Below are 18,024 nucleotides of genomic sequence, written 5' to 3'. Positions count from 1 at the left end.
CTACATCTCAATTCTCTTCAATTTTCGGCAAGGTGGGAGACACGGGCACGCGGGACCAATCCGCCCACGGACCCAAAAATCAGGGACACCACATACGCGCCGCCCGCCACGAGGATGATCGCGGGCCCGGACGGCAGGCTGTAGTGGAAGGACAGCAACAAGCCGGCGGCACTCGACACCGCGGCAGTCGAAACCGCCACGGCAATCAAACTGCCGATGTTGGCAACCCAGAGGCTGGCCGCGGCCGCCGGCAGGATCATGATGCCAACGGCCATCAAGGTGCCGAGCGCATGGAAGCCCGACACCAGATTCATCACGACAAGCATGAGGAAGCCGATGTGCGTGAGCGCACTCAGCCCGCTCACGGAGCGCAGAAACTGGGGGTCGGCACATTCGAGCACCAGTACGCGATAGAGCACAGCCAAGACAAGCAACGACAAGCTGGTGATGGTGCAGAGCAAGGTCAGCGCCGCATCGTCGAGCGCGAGCACCGTGCCGAACAGCACGTGCATCAGGTCGACGTTGCTGCCTTGGGTTGACACGATCAACACGCCGAGCGCGAGCGAAATCAGATAGAAGGCCGCGAGGCTCGCGTCCTCACGCAGGATGGTCAGCCGAGAGACCACGCCCGACAACAGCGCGACGGTCAACCCCGCAATCAATCCGCCGACGGTCATCGCACCCAACGACAAACCCGACACCAGGTAGCCCAGCGCGGCACCCGGCAAGATCGCGTGCGCCATGGCATCGCCTGTGAGGCTCATGCGACGCAACAGCAGGAACACACCGACGGGCGTCGCCCCGAGTGAAATCGCAAGGCAGCCGAACAGCGCCCGGCGCATGAACCCGAAATCGACAAACGGCGCGATCAGCAGCTCCCACATCAGCTGAGCTCCCGTCCGCAGGTGTGTGGCGGCCCTTCACAGGCCTCGCACATCTGCCGCGCCTTGAACAGGTTGCCGGCGTTGAGCACCTGTGCGGTCGGCCCGTGGGCAACCAGTTCACGCGCGAGCATGAAGGTGTCGGGAAAGTGGTCACGCACCGTGGTGTCATCGTGCAGCACCGCGAGCACGGTGCGCCCCTCGCCGTGCCAGGTGCGCACCACGTCGATCAGGTCGGCGGCGGTGCGCGAGTCCACCGCTGTAAACGGTTCGTCGAGCAACACCAGCCGCGCGTCCTGCAAGAGCAACCGGGCAAACAGGGCACGCTGAAGCTGCCCACCGGACAGCGACCCGATCGCGCGGCTTTCCAGCCCCGTCAGGCCAACTGTCGCGATCGCTTCGTCAACCCGCGCGCGGTGGGCCCGCCGCAGGCCGCCGAAAGCACCGATGTCGTGCCACAGTCCCATGGCGACCAGGTCAACCACCGACATCGGAAAGCTGCGATCGAGCTCGGACTGTTGCGGCAGGTAGGCCACCTCCTGGCGCGCCACCGACGGGAGCCGCACCTTGCCTGTCAACGGCGCCAGCGCGCCGATAATGCCTTTGAGAAGTGTGGATTTGCCGGCGCCGTTGGGGCCGACCACGGCGGTCAGGCTGCCCTCGGCGATGCGCGCGTCGAGGTTCATCACGGCGGGCTGCTGGCCGTAGCCCAGCGTCAGGTTGTCGAAGGCGATAGCGTGGCTCACAGTCCCCCCGGAGCGGACGTCGCCCAGAAAAAACCGGCCCAGAGCAGTGCAATCACGCAACCCGCTGCCAACAGGCGCGGCACTGCGCCCAGGGTGATGAGTTTCACATCAGTGTGCCAGGAGGGTGTCACGGGGCGTCGTTCGCCTCGCTGCAGGAACCGCACAAGCCTTCGATCTCGATCACGGTTCGGCTCGGCTCGAACCCGGACTGCTCTGAAAGCGTACTCAAGGTATCCATCAGCTCCGGGGCCACACGTTCCTCCACAACACCGCAGTCGTTGCAAATGGCCATGATTGCGGGCTGGTCGTGCGCATCACAGCGGCAGGCGATGTAGGCCTTCTTGGATTCCACCTTGTGCGCCTGGCCGCCCTCGATCAACGCTTTGAGTGCCCGGTACACGGTCGGCGGCGCAACCTTGGGGTTGTCGATTTGCAGCTTCGCCAGGATGTCGTACGCCGACATCGGAACGCGACTCCGACGCAGTAACGTCAGCACGCGCAGGTGCATTTTGTTTTTCAGGGTCGAGGGGGTGCTCATGACACTCTCGCGCCGCCATCAAGTGTTATAGTATAACACCCCGTGGCGCCTGCCTTGGTACCGGTTTTTGCGTGCACCCCGCCAGGAGCCGGCGGGCCGACACGTACGTTGCATCCGGTGGTGTGCTGGCGGACAGCTCCACGACACACCCGTGTCGCGATGCTGGTACACCTGCTGACACTTCGGCGCACAGGTGACGCACGCGGCACAGTGTGCTGTGCCCCCTTGACCACCCTTGACGCGCACGAGCCGGCGCGATAACACGCACCCCCGCGACACCGCACATGCGCCAGATTCACCTGTTTGGAGACGTCTGATGGTTTCACCCACGCTTCCCGACGTGGTTGCTGACACCGACGCCGAAACGCCACTGGCCCTGCAGTGGGTCGGCATGGAGGGCATTGCGGTGCCGTTGCACTTGCCATCGAGCGCGGATGCCGCCAGCGCGGACGCCGCCACCCCCGCGAAAGCCGACGTGTACGTCGGTTTGGACGACCCGAACGCCAAAGGCATTCACATGTCCCGGCTGTACCGACTGGTCACGGGCCTGGCCGACACAGCGTGTACAAAAACGACCCTGGACGGCCTGTTGGATGCGGCCATCACCTCGCAAAGCGGCAGTGGCCACACCGCCAAACTCAGCTTGTCTTTCGAACTGTGCCTGCGAAAGCCGGCCCTGTTGAGCGACGAGCACGGCTTTCAAGCCTACCCCGTCGTGATCCGCGCAGAAAAAAACCCCGAGCACACGCGCTACACCTTCGAGCTCACCGTGCCCTACTCGAGCACCTGCCCGTGCTCCGCCGCCCTGACCCGGCAACTCTACGCCACCGCGATCGACGAGCGGTTCCCAGGCGACTCGGTCGACAAGGCCGACCTGCTGGCCTGGGCGCAGTCGGCCGCCGGGTCGGTCGCGACACCGCACAGCCAGCGTTCCTACGCCTACCTCCGACTCGCGTTCACCGATTCACATTGGCCCGACCTCAGCGCTTTGGTGAGGCACGTCGAGCAGACGCTCGTCACCGCGGTGCAAACCGCAGTGAAGCGCCAGGACGAGCAGGAATTTGCCCGGCTGAACGGCGAAAACCTGATGTTCTGTGAAGACGCGGCACGGCGACTGAAAGCGCGCTTCGAACGGATGCCGGAGTTGATCGACTACGCGTTCAAGGTGGAGCACCAGGAGAGCCTGCACGCCCACAACGCCGTGGTCATCGACCGCAAGGCCGGCGGCACAGCCTTGCTGTGATCCTGAAAACGCAACCGCGTCACTGTGAGACACAACACGGTACCGGACGAATTCGGCGATAATCCCGCCACGCTCCAACACGTGCCTGCAACGTGGCCATCACCGAGATCCGCGTCTACACCGCCGAGCTGCCCGCCAAGCGGCTGTACACGATGTCGAGTTCGGCTGTCACCGTGCCGCAGTCGACGGTTGTCGAGCTGATCGATTCGAGCGGCCACCACGGCCACGGCGAGGTGTGCCTCGCGAGCCCCCACTACCAACCGGCACACAGCGCCGGTGTGCTCGCCTCGCTCGAACTGCTCGCACCCGCCGTGCTCGGCCTCGACCCGGTGCAACACACCCGCGTCAACGCCGCCCTCAACGCCGCGCTGGACGGCCACACCGAGGGCAAGGCCGCGATCGACATCGCCTGCTGGGACCTCGCCGGCAAGCTGTTCGACCGCCACGTGATCGACCTGCTCGGCGGCGCGCTCAGCGACCGGGTCAGCACCTACCACGTGGTGGCCATCGCCGACGCCGACGTGGCCGCAGCCGAGGCGGCCGCCTTGCAGGACGCCGGGCTGCGGCGCCTGCAGCTCAAGGCCGGCGGGCGGTCGATCGACCAGGACATCGCCTCGATTCGCGCGGTCGCGGCGACGCTTCGGCCCGACACCGACCTCGCCGTCGACACCAACCGCGGCTGGAGCACCGGGGAAGCCCTGCAAGTGTCACAGGCCTGCGCCGACCTCCGACTCGCGTTCGAGCAGCCCTGCGCGACCGAGGCCGAGCTGCGTCATATCAAAACACAGCTCCGGCACCCGCTGATCGTCGACGAGAACGCAACCGACCTCGCGACCATCGCCCGGCTGATCGCCAGCGGCACGGCCGACGGGTTCGGCCTGAAACTCTCGCGGCTCGGCGGTCTCACGCCGATGCTCGCCGTGCGCGACCTCTGCCGCGCCGCGCGCGTGCCGATGAGTTCGGACGACGCCTGGGGCGGCGACATCATCGCGGCCGCAGGCGTTGCGCTCGGTGCCACGCTCACGCCGCAATTCAGCCGCGGGGCCTGGCTTGCATATCCCTACCACCAGACCCACTACGACCCCGAGCACGGACCACGACTCGACGGTGGCTGCGTCACGGTCCCGCGTGGCGGACCGGGACTCGGCCTCCGGCTCGAGTCCGGTTGCTTCGGCGATCCGGTCGCCATTTACACCGATTCAGCCGTCTGAATCGGCACCCCTGCACTCTCACACAGGCTGGTGTGCACGATGTCGCGCAGCCACTTGTTGAGCGGGTCCTTGTCGAAGCGTTCCGACCAGAACAGGTGCACGCTGAACGGCGGTGCGTCGAGCGGCAACGGCACCGCACAGAGCGCATCACCGAAGGGCTTGAAGGCTGCCTGGCGACTCGGCAGCGTCGCCACCAGGCCGGTGTCGCGCACCAGCGTGTGCGCCGCGCCGAAACTGTGGCTGACCAGCCGGATCGTGCGCACGAGGCCCTGCTTGCCCAACCAGGTGTCGAGGTAGCCAACGGGCGCGCCACCGAGCGGCGCGATCAACAGGTGTTCGGCCGCGAGGTAGGCCTCGAAATCCATTGACGCCGCTGCGGGGTGGTCCGCCCTGAGCAGGCAGACCAGGTGTTCATCGTAGGCCTTGCGTTGCTTCAGGCCGTCTGGCGCATACAACATCGTGCTCAAGGTCAGCGACAAGCGGTTACGCCAGAGCACGTCAGCGCGGTAGCCGGTGTTCAACGGCAGAAACTGCACCGGGGCCCGGCATCCGGCGCGATCGAGTGCGCGCAGGATCGGCCCACCGTGAAGCTGGATCTCCGCATCTGAACAGGAGAGGGTGATTGGCTCGGTGACGCGCGCCGGGTCGACGTCCGGGCCTCCGGCGAGCGCGGCGTCGAGCCGCTCAAGCACGTCGGCGACCGAGCCCGCCAAGGCGTCCCCGCGCGGCGTCGGCACCATGCCGCCCTGCCCGCGCACGAAAAGCTCGTCGCCAAGCTCGCGTCGCAACCGCTTGAGCGCGTTGCTGACAGCAGGCTGGCTGAGGTCCAGCCGCGCCGCTGTGCGGGTCACGCTGCGCTCCTGCGCGAGGGTGTGGAAGACGCGCAAGAGGTTCAGGTCGATGCTGTTGATATTCATGGCGTGAATATTACCCATTCGAGTAAGCCGGTTAAACCCGCGCAAACCCTCGTGTAGCGTGGGTTGACCTCCCACACTCCTGAGGACCGCCGCATGGCACACCCGACACTCAACCGCCGCGAGCTGATCAAACTGGCCGCCGGCGCCGGCGTGATCAGCGCCACGTTCGCCACCACCGGTCACGTCGCGCGCGCCGCAAGCCACGCGACAACACCGATGCAGGGCATGCTTACGATCCACAAGCTCGGCCCGGTGACGCTGCACAGCTACACTGCCCCGGCCGCTTCGGCTCACGTCAATACCCACATCGTCGAGACCGACAGCGCGTTGCACCTGGTTGACGCCCAGTTCATGCCGGCCTTTGCCGCCGAAGCACGTGCCTACGCCGACAGCCTCGGCAAGCCGATCGCGGGCGTCTATCTGTCGCACGCCCACCCGGACCACGTGCTCGGCGCCTCGCAGTTCGCCGACGTGCCCTTCCTGACCTCGGACAACGTCCGCGCCGACGTCGAGGAAAGCACGGGCATGTACGCGGGCCGCAAGGAGCAGATGGGTGACACCACCGAGCTCGTGCTGCCCGACGGCGGCCTTGCACTGGGCGACACCGACTGGGACGGTGTCGCGGTGACGATCAACGAGATCGCAGACGCCGAGGCCGCGCACACGTTGACCTTCCATGTGCCGGAAGCCGGCCTCGTGATCGCACAGGACCTCCTCTACGCCAACGTGCACGCCTTCCCGCTGCCGGCCAACGCCGACAACTGGGTGGCGGCCTTGCGCGAGCTCGGTGGCACCGAGGGCCTGAAGGTGATCGGCGCCGGCCACGGCCTGCCCGCGGCACCGGGCGTGGTCGACGACGCCATCGCCTACCTCACGCTGCAGCAGCAGACCATCGCCGACAGCGCCGACGCAGCGACCGCGATTGCCGCGATGACCGAGGCTTACCCGAGCTACGGTGGCACGGGTCTCTTGAACTTCATCAACTACCGCTTCCAGTAGCGGACACGGGTGCAGCGCCGGGGGCATTGCCCCGGCGTTTATGCCATGCCCGGCACACCGGCCTGGCGTTGCGTCAGCCAGATATCCGCGACCACCGCCTCGAGTGCATCCGGCAAGGGGTACACACCAGGTGGCGGGCGTGTGTCGAGCAGCTCGGGCACCAACATGATCAGCTCGGCAAACAGGAACTCGACAATCTCGTCCGGCACACTGCTGCCGGTGAAGTTCACCGGGAAGCCGCCGTTGACGAGGTAGAGCGTGCGCCCGTCGTGCAAGGTGTGCGCGACCACGTGCGGGTGGATGGATGCGGTGTCACCGGTGGCGTCGGCGAGGGCCGCGAGGTCGATCTCGTGGTCCTTCGACGCCCCGCTGACGAGAAAGCAGCCGTCTGGCAGCGTCGCGAGCACGGCCCGGTCGATCGAGCACTGGCCGCTCGTGCCAAGCGCGATCGCGGGCGCGCCGAGCGACGTCGCCACCCTCGCTTCGGCGTAACGCACCTGGAAGCCGTCGACTGCGGCGTTGACGGCCTTGACCGGGTCGGTGTCGTGCACCGTGACCGCCACACCACGCACCCTGAGCGCCTCGGCCGCGCCTTTGCCCACCCAGCCGTAGCCCGAGAGCCGGGCCTGGCGACCGGTGAGCGCGAGTCCGAGGTCGCGTGCGATGACGTCGAAGGCCGCCACCACTGCCTCGCCCACGAGCTTGCCTTCCACCTGTTTCAGCCGCGTCTGGGCGCAGTTGAGCTGCGGGATGCGGAGCCTGGGCAAGGCCTCTGCCACCCAGACACCCTGCTTGGTCACCTCGATCGCGCCGACCACCCGGTCGAGGTGTTCGGTTGCGTGCGTGTGCAAGGCCTGGATGCTGTAACCCCCGACTTCGTGCAGCATCAACTCGTGCCCGGCTGCACGACACCGTGCGAGTGAGGCAACCAGCTCCGTCTGCACGGTGTGTTCGAGTTCGTCGTAGCGCGGTGTCAGCACGCGGATGCCGGCGTGCCGCAGTGCGTCCACCACGCCCGCGTTGCCGGAATAGCCGATGCCGATCACGCAGTCGATCGGCACGTGCGCATGCAACAGCAACAACAGCCGCAGGGTGTCGGGATACAAGTGCTGCACCACGAACTGCCGCACGCCGGGGTAGTGCCCGAGGCCGATGCGCCGCGCGGTGGCGCCGAGTGTGTCGGGCAGCAGAGGTCGCGGGCTCACGGTCAACGCAGCCCGGCCAGCCTGGCCACACCGGTGCGCTTGCGCGCCACGAACAGCACGTCGTTCGAGCAGGTCTGCAACGCACGCACCGCCCCAAGGGTGTTCGACAGGAAGAGGTCCGCAGGCTTCAGCGGTCCCCATTCGAACACGGTGCCCCGCAGGTAGTGGAACAGCCGACCGAGCCGGTTGTCGGGGGTGTAGTGCCGGCTCGCCATCGGCAGGTAGGGGAGCACGGACAGGTAGCCCAGACCTTGCGTGTGCTCGATCGCGAGGCTGTGCGAGAGGATCTCACGCCACTCGCGCTGCTCGAAGCGCACCTTGTGCTCGGGGTAGTCGAGGTGACTCAGCTTGAAGCGGTCCAGCCGGTACATCTGCGGCAAGGTGAACACGAAGGTGCAGTGATCCGGCACCGTCTCCGCCACCCGGCGCACCACATCCAACAGCACGTCCTTGTCGGCGTGGATGTGCTCGAGCACGTCCAGCATCAGCACCACGTTCGGCTCCCACGGCAGGGACGGCGTGATGGTCTCCGGTTGCAGCAGGTCCACGACCGCGTCCGGCCGGAATCGCGTCTCGTAGTCGACGCCGTGGTAGTCGAACCGCAACCCGAGCTTGGTCAGGTACATCTGCGCCACCTTCAACCCGCAACCGATGTCGAGCACGCGCGGCCGTGCCAGGCCGAGGGCCGCGATGCGCTGCTTCACGAGGTGAAACTTCACGTGGTTGAAGAGGTTTTCGTCGGTGCCGTGCAAGAGGCGGTCGACAAGGTAGGGGGAGCGATCACCCTGTGGGGTCGCGTGTGCACCGGCAGAGGGGGGCACCTCGGCAAGGGTGGGTGTGGCGATCGGGTTGCCGGGAGTGGTTCTTCCGTGCGCGCGCAGCCCACGGGCCCGTGGCCGGGTGTCGTCATCCGTTACGTCGCTCATGATCTCATCCTTGATAGAGCTGTTGTGCGCGAAGGACAGCGCCTCTGTCGGTGTGCTTCCCGACGACGCCCAGTCCGTGGTGCGTTGTCGGTGAACCGAACGCCTGCCCGCGCGGCAGAGTGGGTCAGGGTGTGAGGGGGTTGGTGCCTCCTGTTGATCTGTTGATTGCGGGCAGCCTGTGCCCTGCGGGTGTGGCCGGGCAATCGTCCGGTAGCCTAGCCAACCAACACTTTCGTGACAACCGCCGGCCTCCGCACGATTGCACAGAAAAACCGGACGCTCGCACGGCGTTTAGCCAGGGCTGTATTACGTGCCGATGACTGAGAGGCCGTGTTCATCCACAGTCGTCTGTGCGTGCGTGCCGCGTTCATCTGCCTGATTTGATTAGTGTTCGAACGGCACAGAAAGTGTACGTCAGAACGGTGGGGCACGGAGCGCCCCACACGCCACCGTCCAGGGAAGGAGGACACCGCGCATGACATCTGCACCACGCTTGTATTTGACTCAGGGCTCGGGCAACAGCATCAAACCCATGTTGGTCGCGAGTCAGCTCGGGATCGACTGCCACATCGAGTACCTCGACGTGCTCGCAGGCGAGACCCAGCAACCCGCCTTTCTCGCAATCAACCCGCTCGGCGCGGTGCCGTTCATGGTGTTGCCTGACGGCACCGGCCTCGGCGAGTCCAACGCCATCGCCTGGTATCTCGCCGAAGGCACCACGCTCATGCCGGACACCGCACTCACCCGCGCGCAAGCGGTGCGCTGGATGAACTTCGAGCAGACCGCGCTCGAAGCGAACATCTCGCCGCGGCGCTTCTTCACCGCAATAGCACCTGAGCTCGGCAAGGACCAAAAGCACATGCTGCCGGTGTGGCAAGAACGCGGCGACGCCGCCCTCACGGTGCTCGACCACTACCTCAACGGCCGCGACTTCGTCACCGACTACGGCTACAGCGTTGCCGACATCGCCGTGTTTGGCTACACCCACCTCGCTGACGAGGGCGGGTTCAGGCTCGCGGACTACCCGCACGTGAGTGCGTGGATCGAGCGCGTCACGGTGCAGCCGGGCTACCTCGACATCGGCGTGCTGCTGAACGGCAACGACATCGACCTCGCAGCCTGACGGCCACCGCCACACGACGCACCCGGCCATGCCCACGCGCACCGAGCCCGAGATGACCGACCCCTACCCCACGCTGGCCAAGCGCCTCAAGGACATGGAGCGCTTGCGCCGGCCGGTCTGGGTGTTCGACATCGACCGGGCGCACGTCTGCTGGGGCAACACGAGCTGCCTGCCGCTCTGGCAGGCCGATTCGCTCAGCGAGCTGATGTCGCGCGACATGGGCGTGGACATGACCGAGACCGTGGCCACGCGCCTGCGCCAGTACCAGGCGGATTTCGAGGCCGACACCACCAGCCAGTTTCAGGAGGTGTGGACGCTCTACCCCGGCGGCGAACCGCGCACGGTCGATGTGGTGTTCAGCGGCATCGAGCTGGACGACGGGCGCATGGCAATGTTTTGCGAGGTCGACATGCGTGAAGCGCTCGACGCCGAAGCCTTGCGCAGCGCCGAGGCGCTGTTGCACACCTCGGTGATGATCACCCTGTTCTCGGCCCAGGGACTGCCGCTCTACCGCAACCCCGCCGCACGCAGCAAAGTCAGCCACGCGAACGAGACGCTTGGCGAGCACTTCGCCGATCGATCGACCTTGCAGTTATTGACTCAGGCGCACGAAGACGAGATCACCACCGTTGCGCCGGTCCACACCAATGAAGGTCAAAGCTGGCACGACATCAACGCACGGCGCTGCCTCGACGCGGTATCCGGCGAACGCGCCTGGTTGATCAGCGAAGTCGACGTCTCGCGCCTCAAGGCCACCGAAGAGCGGGCGCAGTTCCTCGCCGAGCACGACACGCTGACCAAACTGCCCAACCGCAACCACGTCTCGGTCGCCTTCCAGAACCGCATCGATCAGCTGCTCGCGACCGGTCAGGAAGGCGCGATCATCTTCATCGATCTGGACCACTTCAAGGACATCAACGATTCACTCGGCCACAACGCCGGCGACGAGTTGCTGGTTGTCGTGGCGAAGCGCCTGCAAGCGACCGTCCGCAAGTCGGACGCCGTTGCACGGCTCGGCGGCGACGAGTTTCTGCTGCTGCTCGGCCCGATCGAGAGCGCCGGCGCGGTGCTCGAGATCATCGAGCGTGTTCGCGCCATCACCGCGCAACCGATCGCGCTACACCAGCGCAAGGTCAGCGTCACACCGTCTATCGGCGTCAGCCTCTTTCCGCAGCACGGCCGCAACATCAACGCGCTGCTTCGCCACGCCGACCTCGCGATGTACCACGCGAAGGAAAACGGCCGAAACGACTACTCCTTTTTCACCCAGGAACTGAGCGTCGCGATCGAATCGCGCCTGACGCTCGAGAGCGAACTCAAGACCGCGCTCGCCGACGACCAGCTCGTCACGCACTTCCAACCGCGTGTGAATGTGCAGAGCAACACGATAAGCGGCGCCGAAGCCCTGGTGCGCTGGCAACATCCGGCCCGTGGGCTGGTGCCCCCGGACGTGTTCATTCCGGTCTGCGAAGCCTCGGGGCTGATCGGCCAACTGGGCAAGGTCGTGTTCCGGCATTCCGTGCGCGCCCAACGTGCGTGGGCCGCGCAGGGCCACGACCTGCGCGTGTCGGTCAACCTCTCACCGTTGCAGTTCGGCGAGGACACGTTGGTCGCCGACCTGCTCGCGATCGTCGCGGCCGAGGGCGGTGACATCGACCGCATCGAACTCGAGATCACCGAGTCGGTGCTGCTCGGCCACGACACGGACACCATCGCCAAGCTGAACGCGCTGGTCGACCACGGCTTTCGCATCGCCATCGACGATTTCGGCACCGGCTACTCCAACCTCGCCTACCTCCACCGCTACCCGCTGCGCTGTCTGAAGATCGACCGCTCGTTCATCCAGTCACTCGAGACCGCGCAACCGATCATCGAGCTGATCGTCTCGATGGCGACGCTCTTCAAGCTCGACGTCGTCGCCGAGGGCGTGGAGACCGAAGAGCAACTCGCCGCACTGCGCGGCTACGCCTGCCACGAGTACCAGGGTTTTCTTTTCTCGAAGCCTGTGCCCTTCGAGAGCTTCTGCGCCCTGCTGAGTCGCCTGCCGAGCCAGCGCTGCGCCTGAGCTGCTGCCTGCACGGCACACCCACGCGAAGCGGGCATACACCTTGTGCCGCGCGCCCGTGTGCCCGACCATAGTCTTCTGCCACCGCTCACCCACTGCCTGCCCATGCCTTCGACCGCCCTTGACGCCCACTGGCGCAACGCGCTCCAGACCCACTGGGGCCTCGACGCCACGCTGACCCCACTCGACGGCGAGTACGACCTGAACCTGCTCGCGGAGACTGCTGACGGCTCGGGCTACGTGATGAAGGTGATGCGCGCCGGCTGCGACGCGACGCTGGTTGATATGCAAGTGCGGGCGCTCACCCACATCGCCGAGCGGGCGCCGACCGTGCCCTGCCCCCGGGTCATCCCGTCGCGGGTAGGCGAGACGCTGGAAACGGTGCCGGACGCGGACGGCACTGACCGGCTGGTGTGGCTATTGAGTCGTCTGCCCGGCCACGTCTACGCCGACGCAGCCCCGAAAACCCCGGCCGTGATCGACGCGGTTGGCGAGGTGCTCGGTGGCGCGGCGCGCGCACTCGCGGGCTTCGAGCACGCCGGCCTCGACCGCGTGTTCAAATGGGACCTGGTGCAGGGCCGTTGGATCGAGGCCGAGCTCGCTTGCATCACCGACCCCGCGCGGCGCACGCTGATCGACGGCGTCTGCGCCGCGTTCGCCGCCGTGCAGCCCGCGCTGGCCGCGCTGCCGAGGCAAGCGGCGCACAACGACGCCAACGACCACAACCTGCTGGTCGACGGCGGCCTGAACACGCCGCTCACCGTCTCGGGCCTGATCGACCTCGGCGACCTCTGCCGCACGCCCCGCATCTGCGACCTCGCGATCGCTGCGGCCTACACCGTGCTCGACCACCCGGCGCCCGAGCGGGCCCTCGAAGCGCTGGTCGCGGGCTACCACCGCGCCTACCCGCTGCACGCCGCCGAGCTCGACCTGCTCTGGCCGCTGCTGCGCATGCGGCTCGCGGTCAGTGTGGTCAACTCCACGCTGATGGCCGCGGCCGACCCCGACGACCCGTACATCACGGTGTCGCAGGCGCCGGCCTGGCGTTTCCTCGAAGGCCCCCGGGTGCACGCCGGCCTGCTCGCGGCCCGCCTGCGCGCCGCGTGTGGCCTGCCCGTGGTCGACGGCGCCGACCGCGTGTGCGCGTGGCTAGACAGCCGGCGCGGGCAGTTCGCGCCGCTGATGGGCGAAGACCTCTCGAATGCACCGCTCGGCCCGCTCTCGGTCGAAGACGCTACCTGCCCACAGAACCCGTTTGACCTGCCGATCGCCGAAGCCGCCCGCATCGGCGCCGAGTTCGACAACGCCGGTCGCACCTGGCTCGGCTACTACCACGAGCCGCGCCTGATCTACACCGACACCGCGTTCCGGAACGGCCCCTGGAAGGCGAGCAACCGCCGCACTGTGCACCTCGCGGTGGACGCTTTCGCCCCGGCAGGCCGGCCATTGCACGCCCCGCTCGCCGGCACGGTGTTCGTCGCCGAGTACCGCGGCGGCCACCTCGACTACGGTGGCACGATCATCCTCGCGCACCGCACGCCGGGCGGCGACCCCTTCTACACGCTCTACGGCCACCTCGACCCCGAATTTCTCGAGCGAATCACGCCAGGTGACACGGTTGCAGAAGGCGAGGCCTTCTGCCGCCTCGGCGGCCCGAGCCAGAACGGCGGCTGGGCGCCACACGTGCACTTCCAACTCGCGATGACCACCGAGGGCATCGAGGCCGACTGGCCCGGTGTCGGCGACCCGGACGACATGGCCTTCTGGCGCGCCGTCTGCCCGAACCCGGCGGCGCTGCTGAACCTGCCGGACGACCGTGTCCGTTTCCAACCGACCGACACCGCAGACGTGCTGGCCACACGCCGGGCCCACTATGCCGGCAACCTGCGCCTGAGCTACCGCGACCCGCTCATGCTGGTGCGCGGCTGGCGCCACCACCTCTTCGACGCGTGGGGCCGCCCGTACCTCGACGCCTACAACAACGTGCCGCACGTCGGCCACGCACACCCCCGCCTGCAGGCGATCGCCGCCGACCAGCTGAAGCGCGTCAACACCAACACGCGCTATCTGCACCCGGCGCAAAACGCCTTTGCCGACACGCTGCTCGCCAAACTGCCGGAGCGCTTCGAGGTCTGCTTCTTCGTCAACTCGGGGAGCGAGGCCAACGAACTCGCGCTGCGCCTCGCGCGTGCCGCGACCGGCGCCCGCGGCATGGTCACACCCGATCACGGCTACCACGGCAACACCACCGGCGCGATCGACATCTCCGCCTACAAGTTCAACAAGCCGAACGGCGTCGGCCAGGCCGACTGGGTCGAGCTGGTTGACGTTGCCGACGACCACCGCGGCCGCTTCACGCGCGACGACCCCAACCGGGCGCAGCGCTTCGCCGAGCTCGTCGACCCCGCCATCGCGCGGCTGCGCGACAGCGCGCACGGCCTGGCGGGTTTCATCGCCGAGACCTTCCCTTCGGTCGGTGGCCAGATCATCCCGCCGCCGGGTTACCTCGCAGCGGTGTACGAAAGGGTCCGTGCGGCGGGCGGGGTGTGCATCGCCGACGAAGTGCAGACCGGGCTCGGCCGGCTCGGCGCGGACTACTTCGGGTTCGAGCAGCAGGGCGCCACCCCCGACATCGTGGTGCTCGGCAAACCGCTCGGCAACGGCCACCCGATCGGTGCGGTCGTGACCACCCGCGCCATCGCCGAGGCCTTCGACAACGGCATCGAATTCTTCTCGACCTTCGGCGGCTCGACGCTGTCCTGCCGCCTCGGCAAAGCCGTGCTCGACATCGTCGACGAGGAAGGCCTGCAGGCCAACGCCGAGCGGGTGGGGGCGCACCTGCTGGCAGGCCTTGAGGAACTGCAAGGGCAACACGTCGCCATCAGCGATGTGCGGGGCCTCGGCCTCTTCATCGGCGTCGACCTCGCCAACGCCGACGGCAGCGAAGCCACCGCGCTCTGCACCTACGTGAAGAACCGCCTGCGCGACCACCGCATCCTGATCGGCAGCGAGGGGCCGCACGGCAACATCCTGAAGATCCGCCCGCCGCTCACCTTCGAGGCCGACGACGCCGACATGCTGCTGACGGTGCTGGACAGCGTGCTGGGTGAGGCGGCGCGCTACGCGTAAACCGCAAGCGGTTCGAGAACGTCTTCGAGCACGTGCAAGCCGAGCCCCGGCCCACGTGGCGCGGCAAGGTGGCCGTCGTGCGCCGGCGGCATGCCGGTCGCGTTCGACACCGTCACCCAGTTCATGAAGTCCACCGTGTGGAAGCGGTTGGCCCCCGGCGTCGAGAGCATCAGGTGGGCAGTCGCGGCGGTGTCAACGTCGCTGCCACCGGTGTCCTCGATGCACACCCGCAGCCCGAGGCGCACCGCGACGTCGCGGATGAGCCGCGCCGCCGACAGCCCGCCGACACGCGCCAGTTTCAGCGTGATGCCGTTCGGCACGCCGAGCTGGTGGGCTGCGAGCAGGTCGTCGAGCGACGTGATCGACTCGTCGAGGATCATCGGCTGGCGTGTGTGCCGGCGCACCGCGGCGTTGTCGGCCAGGCTGCGGCAAGGCTGTTCGAGGTAGTAGTCGAGGCCGCCGAGCTTCTGCACGAAGCGCAGCGCATCGTCGGCCGTCCAGGCGGCGTTGGCGTCGGCGAGCAGCAACACGTCGGCGCCGACGGCGGCGCGCACCGCGTGTACCCGCTCCGCGTCATCGAGCGGGTCGTCGCCCACCTTCACCTGGATGCGCCGGTACCCGGCCTGCACAAAGGCCCGCGCCTGCGCGGCCATGGCGTCGGGCTCGGCCTGCGAGACCGAGCGGTAGAGCGGCACCGTGTCGCCAAAGCGCCCGCCGGTGAGCTCTGCGACCGGCAGCCCGCTGACCTTGCCGAGGAGGTCCCAGCAGGCCATGTCGACCGGCGTCTTGACGTAGGGGTGGCCGGCCAGCAGGTCGTCCATACGCGCGTTGAGCCGGGCGAGCTGGCGCGGGTCCTCGCCGATCAACCGCGGCAACAGTTCGGCGAGCCCGGACCGCGCCCCGCCGGCGAACGCGTCCGAATAGAACAGCCCAAGCGGCGCCACTTCGCCCCAGCCGACCAAACCAGTGTCGGTCTCGATTTTGACAAGCGTGGAATCAAAGCCGTCCTCGGTGTGGCCGCGGCACACGTAGGGCCCGGCAGCGAAGGGCTGGAACTGCCTGAACACACTGGCCTGCGTGATGCGCATGGCGGGCAACCCGGTTGAGCAAGGAACCATCCAAGAATAGCCCCGCGCACACCGGGCCACCACGCACCCGGTGCTATCAGCCCGTTTAAAATCGTAACGAGGGAGTCAAGTACAAGGCGCGAGCAGCCGGTCCGGCGCCCCGGCAGAGGCCGAGACATATCAATGGTACGGCATACCGGCAGATAGGCTCGGTCCGAGCAGCCGGTGCGCCGGAGCGACAGCAACGCAGTAATTGACACCCGCAGTAGATTTTAAACGGGCTGCTATAGTCGCGCGAGGCCAGCACCCGTCCACACCGATGCCCCCGGAAAGCACGTTCGACTACCTCGTGATCGGCAGCGGCGCCGCCGGCTCGGTGGTGGCCGCGCGGCTTGCGGACGCCAACGTCGGCAGCGTCTGCGTGATCGAGGCGGGCGGCGACAACGACCGCCTGATGGTCAACGTGCCGGCGGGTTTCGTCCACAACCTCAAGAAGCCCGAACTGATGTGGCAGTTCGGCTCGGAGCCCGGGCCGAACACCGCCGGCCGCAGCGTCTACATCCCACAGGGCAAACTGCTCGGCGGTTCGACCTCGATCAACGGCCTGATTTACAACCGCGGTCAGGCGGCGGATTTCGACCACTGGGCGTCGCTCGGCAACCCGGGCTGGTCCTATCAGGATGTCTTGCCCTATTTCCGGAAGTCCGAGACCTTCGACGGCCCGGCCTCGCAGTACCGCGGCGCGAGCGGCCCGCTGCGCACCGGCGGGCCCGAGCAGAGCCACCCGCTTTGCGACACCTTCATCGACGCGGTCGCCGCGCTCGCCAACGCGCCCGCGCACACCGACTACAACGGCGCGGTGCAGTGCAGCACCGGCTACTACCAGCGCTACATCCACCGCGGCCGGCGCGAGAACGTCGCGGCGCGTTTTCTGAAGCCCGCGCTCGCGACAGACCGGGTGCAGATCGAACGCGAGACGCTGGCCGAGCGCCTGCTGTTCGACGGCAAGCGCGCCACCGGGGTTCAGGTGAGCCAAGGCGGCGAGCGCCGCCAGTTGCACGCGCGGCAGGCCGTGCTGGTGTGCGCCGGCACGGTCAACAGCGCCGCGCTGCTGCAGCGCTCCGGGGTGGGCGACGGCGCCCACCTGCAGAGAATCGGCATCGACGTGGTGCACCACCTGCCGGGCGTCGGCGAGAACTTCTCAGACCACTACTTCCTGCGCGCCGCGATTCGCCTCAAGGCCCACCACGTGACGCTCAACCAGCAGAGCACCGGCTGGCGGCTTGGCGCGGAGATCCTGAAATGGCTCGCCGGCCGGCCCAGCATTCTGGCCTGGAGCCCGTCGATCGCCTACGCCTTTCTGAACGCGCAGGCCGTGCTCTCGGGCCAGGGCAGCGCCACCGACCAGCCGGACCTGCAATTCGTGTTCAGCCACGGCAGTTACCGCCCGGGGCGCGTCTACGAGCTCGACACGGTCCCCGCCGTGACCTGCGGCTTCACCCAGCAACGGCCGCACAGCCGCGGCCACGTGCGCATCCGGTCGGCCGACCCGCACGACACCCCGACGGTGCAACCGAACTACCTCGTCGACGAGCGCGACCAACAGGCGGCGGTGGACGGCATGCAGATCGTGCGGCGCATCATCGCCTCACCCGGTTTTGCCCCGCTCGTCGAGCAGGAGGACGTCCCGGGTGCCGACGTGCAGTCGCGCGAGGCCCTGCTGCAGTTCGCGCGCGAGACCGGCAACACCGGCTACCACCTGGTCGGCACCTGCAAGCTCGGCCCGGCCAGCGACCCGCTCGCCGTGGTCGACACCGACCTCCGCGTGCACGGACTCGACGGCCTGCGGGTGATCGACGCCTCGGTGATGCCGACCGTGACTTCCTCCAACACCTGCGCCGCCACCACCATGATCGGCGAGAAGGGCGCGGACAGTCTGATCAACCCGCACTGAGCAGCTCACCACAAGGACGA

The 18,024-nt window shown here is 67.5% G+C and carries 14 protein-coding genes; 7 read left to right on the top strand and 7 right to left on the bottom strand.

From position 1 onward, the window contains the following. Positions 1–17: 17 nt before the first annotated feature. The 3 genes from AAGA11_06255 to AAGA11_06245 form a co-directional block, all read right to left on the bottom strand. Complete coding sequence (locus tag AAGA11_06255; protein ID MEM9602444.1) at positions 18–884, bottom strand: metal ABC transporter permease; 867 nt, start codon at positions 882–884, stop codon at positions 18–20. Then, positions 884–1,627: a zinc ABC transporter ATP-binding protein AztA gene (gene aztA, locus AAGA11_06250; GenBank protein ID MEM9602443.1), complete on the bottom strand. Its 744-nt coding sequence runs from the start codon at positions 1,625–1,627 to the stop codon at positions 884–886. Before aztA ends, AAGA11_06255 begins: the two co-directional genes overlap by 1 nt. A 127-nt stretch (positions 1,628–1,754) precedes the next feature. Next, on the bottom strand, positions 1,755–2,165 hold the full coding sequence (locus AAGA11_06245; protein ID MEM9602442.1) for a transcriptional repressor: 411 nt from the start codon (positions 2,163–2,165) through the stop codon (positions 1,755–1,757). Positions 2,166–2,481: 316 nt separating this feature from the next. Between AAGA11_06245 and folE2 the strand changes: the two genes are divergently transcribed. Both folE2 and AAGA11_06235 read left to right on the top strand, forming a co-directional pair. Further along, positions 2,482–3,408, top strand: coding sequence for a GTP cyclohydrolase FolE2 (folE2, locus tag AAGA11_06240; GenBank protein MEM9602441.1), 927 nt, complete (start codon positions 2,482–2,484; stop codon positions 3,406–3,408). 92 nt (positions 3,409–3,500) lie between these two features. Then, on the top strand, positions 3,501–4,619 hold the full coding sequence (locus AAGA11_06235; protein MEM9602440.1) for a mandelate racemase/muconate lactonizing enzyme family protein: 1,119 nt from the start codon (positions 3,501–3,503) through the stop codon (positions 4,617–4,619). Here AAGA11_06235 and AAGA11_06230 read toward each other — a convergent pair. Next, positions 4,598–5,536, bottom strand: coding sequence for a LysR family transcriptional regulator (locus AAGA11_06230; GenBank protein MEM9602439.1), 939 nt, complete (start codon positions 5,534–5,536; stop codon positions 4,598–4,600). The genes AAGA11_06235 and AAGA11_06230 overlap by 22 nt on opposite strands. Positions 5,537–5,629: 93 nt before the next feature. On the opposite strand from AAGA11_06230, the gene AAGA11_06225 reads away from it, so the two are divergent. Continuing rightward, positions 5,630–6,535 carry an MBL fold metallo-hydrolase gene (locus AAGA11_06225; GenBank protein ID MEM9602438.1) on the top strand — a complete coding sequence of 302 codons (906 nt, stop codon included), beginning with the start codon at positions 5,630–5,632 and terminating at the stop codon, positions 6,533–6,535. 38 nt (positions 6,536–6,573) lie between these two features. Here AAGA11_06225 and AAGA11_06220 read toward each other — a convergent pair whose 3' ends face one another. Both AAGA11_06220 and AAGA11_06215 read right to left on the bottom strand, forming a co-directional pair. Then, entirely contained in the window at positions 6,574–7,740 is a 1,167-nt protein-coding gene (locus tag AAGA11_06220) for a hypothetical protein (protein ID MEM9602437.1), read from the bottom strand. A gap of 2 nt (positions 7,741–7,742) precedes the next feature. Further along, positions 7,743–8,666, bottom strand: coding sequence for a methyltransferase (locus AAGA11_06215; GenBank protein MEM9602436.1), 924 nt, complete (start codon positions 8,664–8,666; stop codon positions 7,743–7,745). 475 nt (positions 8,667–9,141) lie between these two features. Between AAGA11_06215 and AAGA11_06210 the strand changes: the two genes are divergently transcribed. The 3 genes from AAGA11_06210 to AAGA11_06200 all read left to right on the top strand — a co-directional run bounded on the left by AAGA11_06210 (position 9,142) and on the right by AAGA11_06200 (position 14,983). Next, positions 9,142–9,789 carry a glutathione S-transferase family protein gene (locus AAGA11_06210; GenBank protein ID MEM9602435.1) on the top strand — a complete coding sequence of 216 codons (648 nt, stop codon included), beginning with the start codon at positions 9,142–9,144 and terminating at the stop codon, positions 9,787–9,789. A 28-nt stretch (positions 9,790–9,817) separates the two neighbouring features. After that, positions 9,818–11,854 (top strand): EAL domain-containing protein, encoded by a 2,037-nt coding sequence (locus AAGA11_06205; GenBank protein ID MEM9602434.1) that lies wholly within the window; start codon positions 9,818–9,820, stop codon positions 11,852–11,854. A gap of 105 nt (positions 11,855–11,959) precedes the next feature. After that, a complete protein-coding gene (locus tag AAGA11_06200; GenBank protein MEM9602433.1) occupies positions 11,960–14,983 on the top strand; it encodes an aminotransferase class III-fold pyridoxal phosphate-dependent enzyme in 3,024 nt (1,007 codons plus the stop codon). Here AAGA11_06200 and AAGA11_06195 read toward each other — a convergent pair. Continuing rightward, on the bottom strand, positions 14,974–16,071 hold the full coding sequence (locus AAGA11_06195) for a mandelate racemase/muconate lactonizing enzyme family protein (protein ID MEM9602432.1): 1,098 nt from the start codon (positions 16,069–16,071) through the stop codon (positions 14,974–14,976). The genes AAGA11_06200 and AAGA11_06195 overlap by 10 nt on opposite strands. A 298-nt stretch (positions 16,072–16,369) precedes the next feature. Between AAGA11_06195 and AAGA11_06190 the strand changes: the two genes are divergently transcribed. Further along, positions 16,370–18,004 (top strand): GMC family oxidoreductase N-terminal domain-containing protein, encoded by a 1,635-nt coding sequence (locus tag AAGA11_06190; protein ID MEM9602431.1) that lies wholly within the window; start codon positions 16,370–16,372, stop codon positions 18,002–18,004. Positions 18,005–18,024: the final 20 nt, after the last annotated feature.

Source organism: Pseudomonadota bacterium (assembly GCA_039196715.1).
In the GTDB taxonomy this organism is placed as follows: Bacteria; Pseudomonadota; Gammaproteobacteria; order CALCKW01; family CALCKW01; genus CALCKW01.
Note: the sequence above shows the minus strand (reverse complement) of the source record. Positions and strands in the feature narration are given on the sequence as shown.

Coding starts and splice junctions, on each gene's coding strand:
- AAGA11_06255 (MEM9602444.1), bottom strand. CDS start 884: ATGTGGGAGCTGCTGATCGCGCCGTTTGTCGATTTCGGGTTCATGCGC.
- AAGA11_06245 (MEM9602442.1), bottom strand. CDS start 2,165: ATGAGCACCCCCTCGACCCTGAAAAACAAAATGCACCTGCGCGTGCTG.
- folE2 (MEM9602441.1), top strand. CDS start 2,482: ATGGTTTCACCCACGCTTCCCGACGTGGTTGCTGACACCGACGCCGAA.
- AAGA11_06230 (MEM9602439.1), bottom strand. CDS start 5,536: ATGAATATCAACAGCATCGACCTGAACCTCTTGCGCGTCTTCCACACC.
- AAGA11_06225 (MEM9602438.1), top strand. CDS start 5,630: ATGGCACACCCGACACTCAACCGCCGCGAGCTGATCAAACTGGCCGCC.
- AAGA11_06215 (MEM9602436.1), bottom strand. CDS start 8,666: ATGAGCGACGTAACGGATGACGACACCCGGCCACGGGCCCGTGGGCTG.
- AAGA11_06210 (MEM9602435.1), top strand. CDS start 9,142: ATGACATCTGCACCACGCTTGTATTTGACTCAGGGCTCGGGCAACAGC.
- AAGA11_06205 (MEM9602434.1), top strand. CDS start 9,818: ATGCCCACGCGCACCGAGCCCGAGATGACCGACCCCTACCCCACGCTG.
- AAGA11_06200 (MEM9602433.1), top strand. CDS start 11,960: ATGCCTTCGACCGCCCTTGACGCCCACTGGCGCAACGCGCTCCAGACC.
- AAGA11_06195 (MEM9602432.1), bottom strand. CDS start 16,071: ATGCGCATCACGCAGGCCAGTGTGTTCAGGCAGTTCCAGCCCTTCGCT.
- AAGA11_06190 (MEM9602431.1), top strand. CDS start 16,370: ATGCCCCCGGAAAGCACGTTCGACTACCTCGTGATCGGCAGCGGCGCC.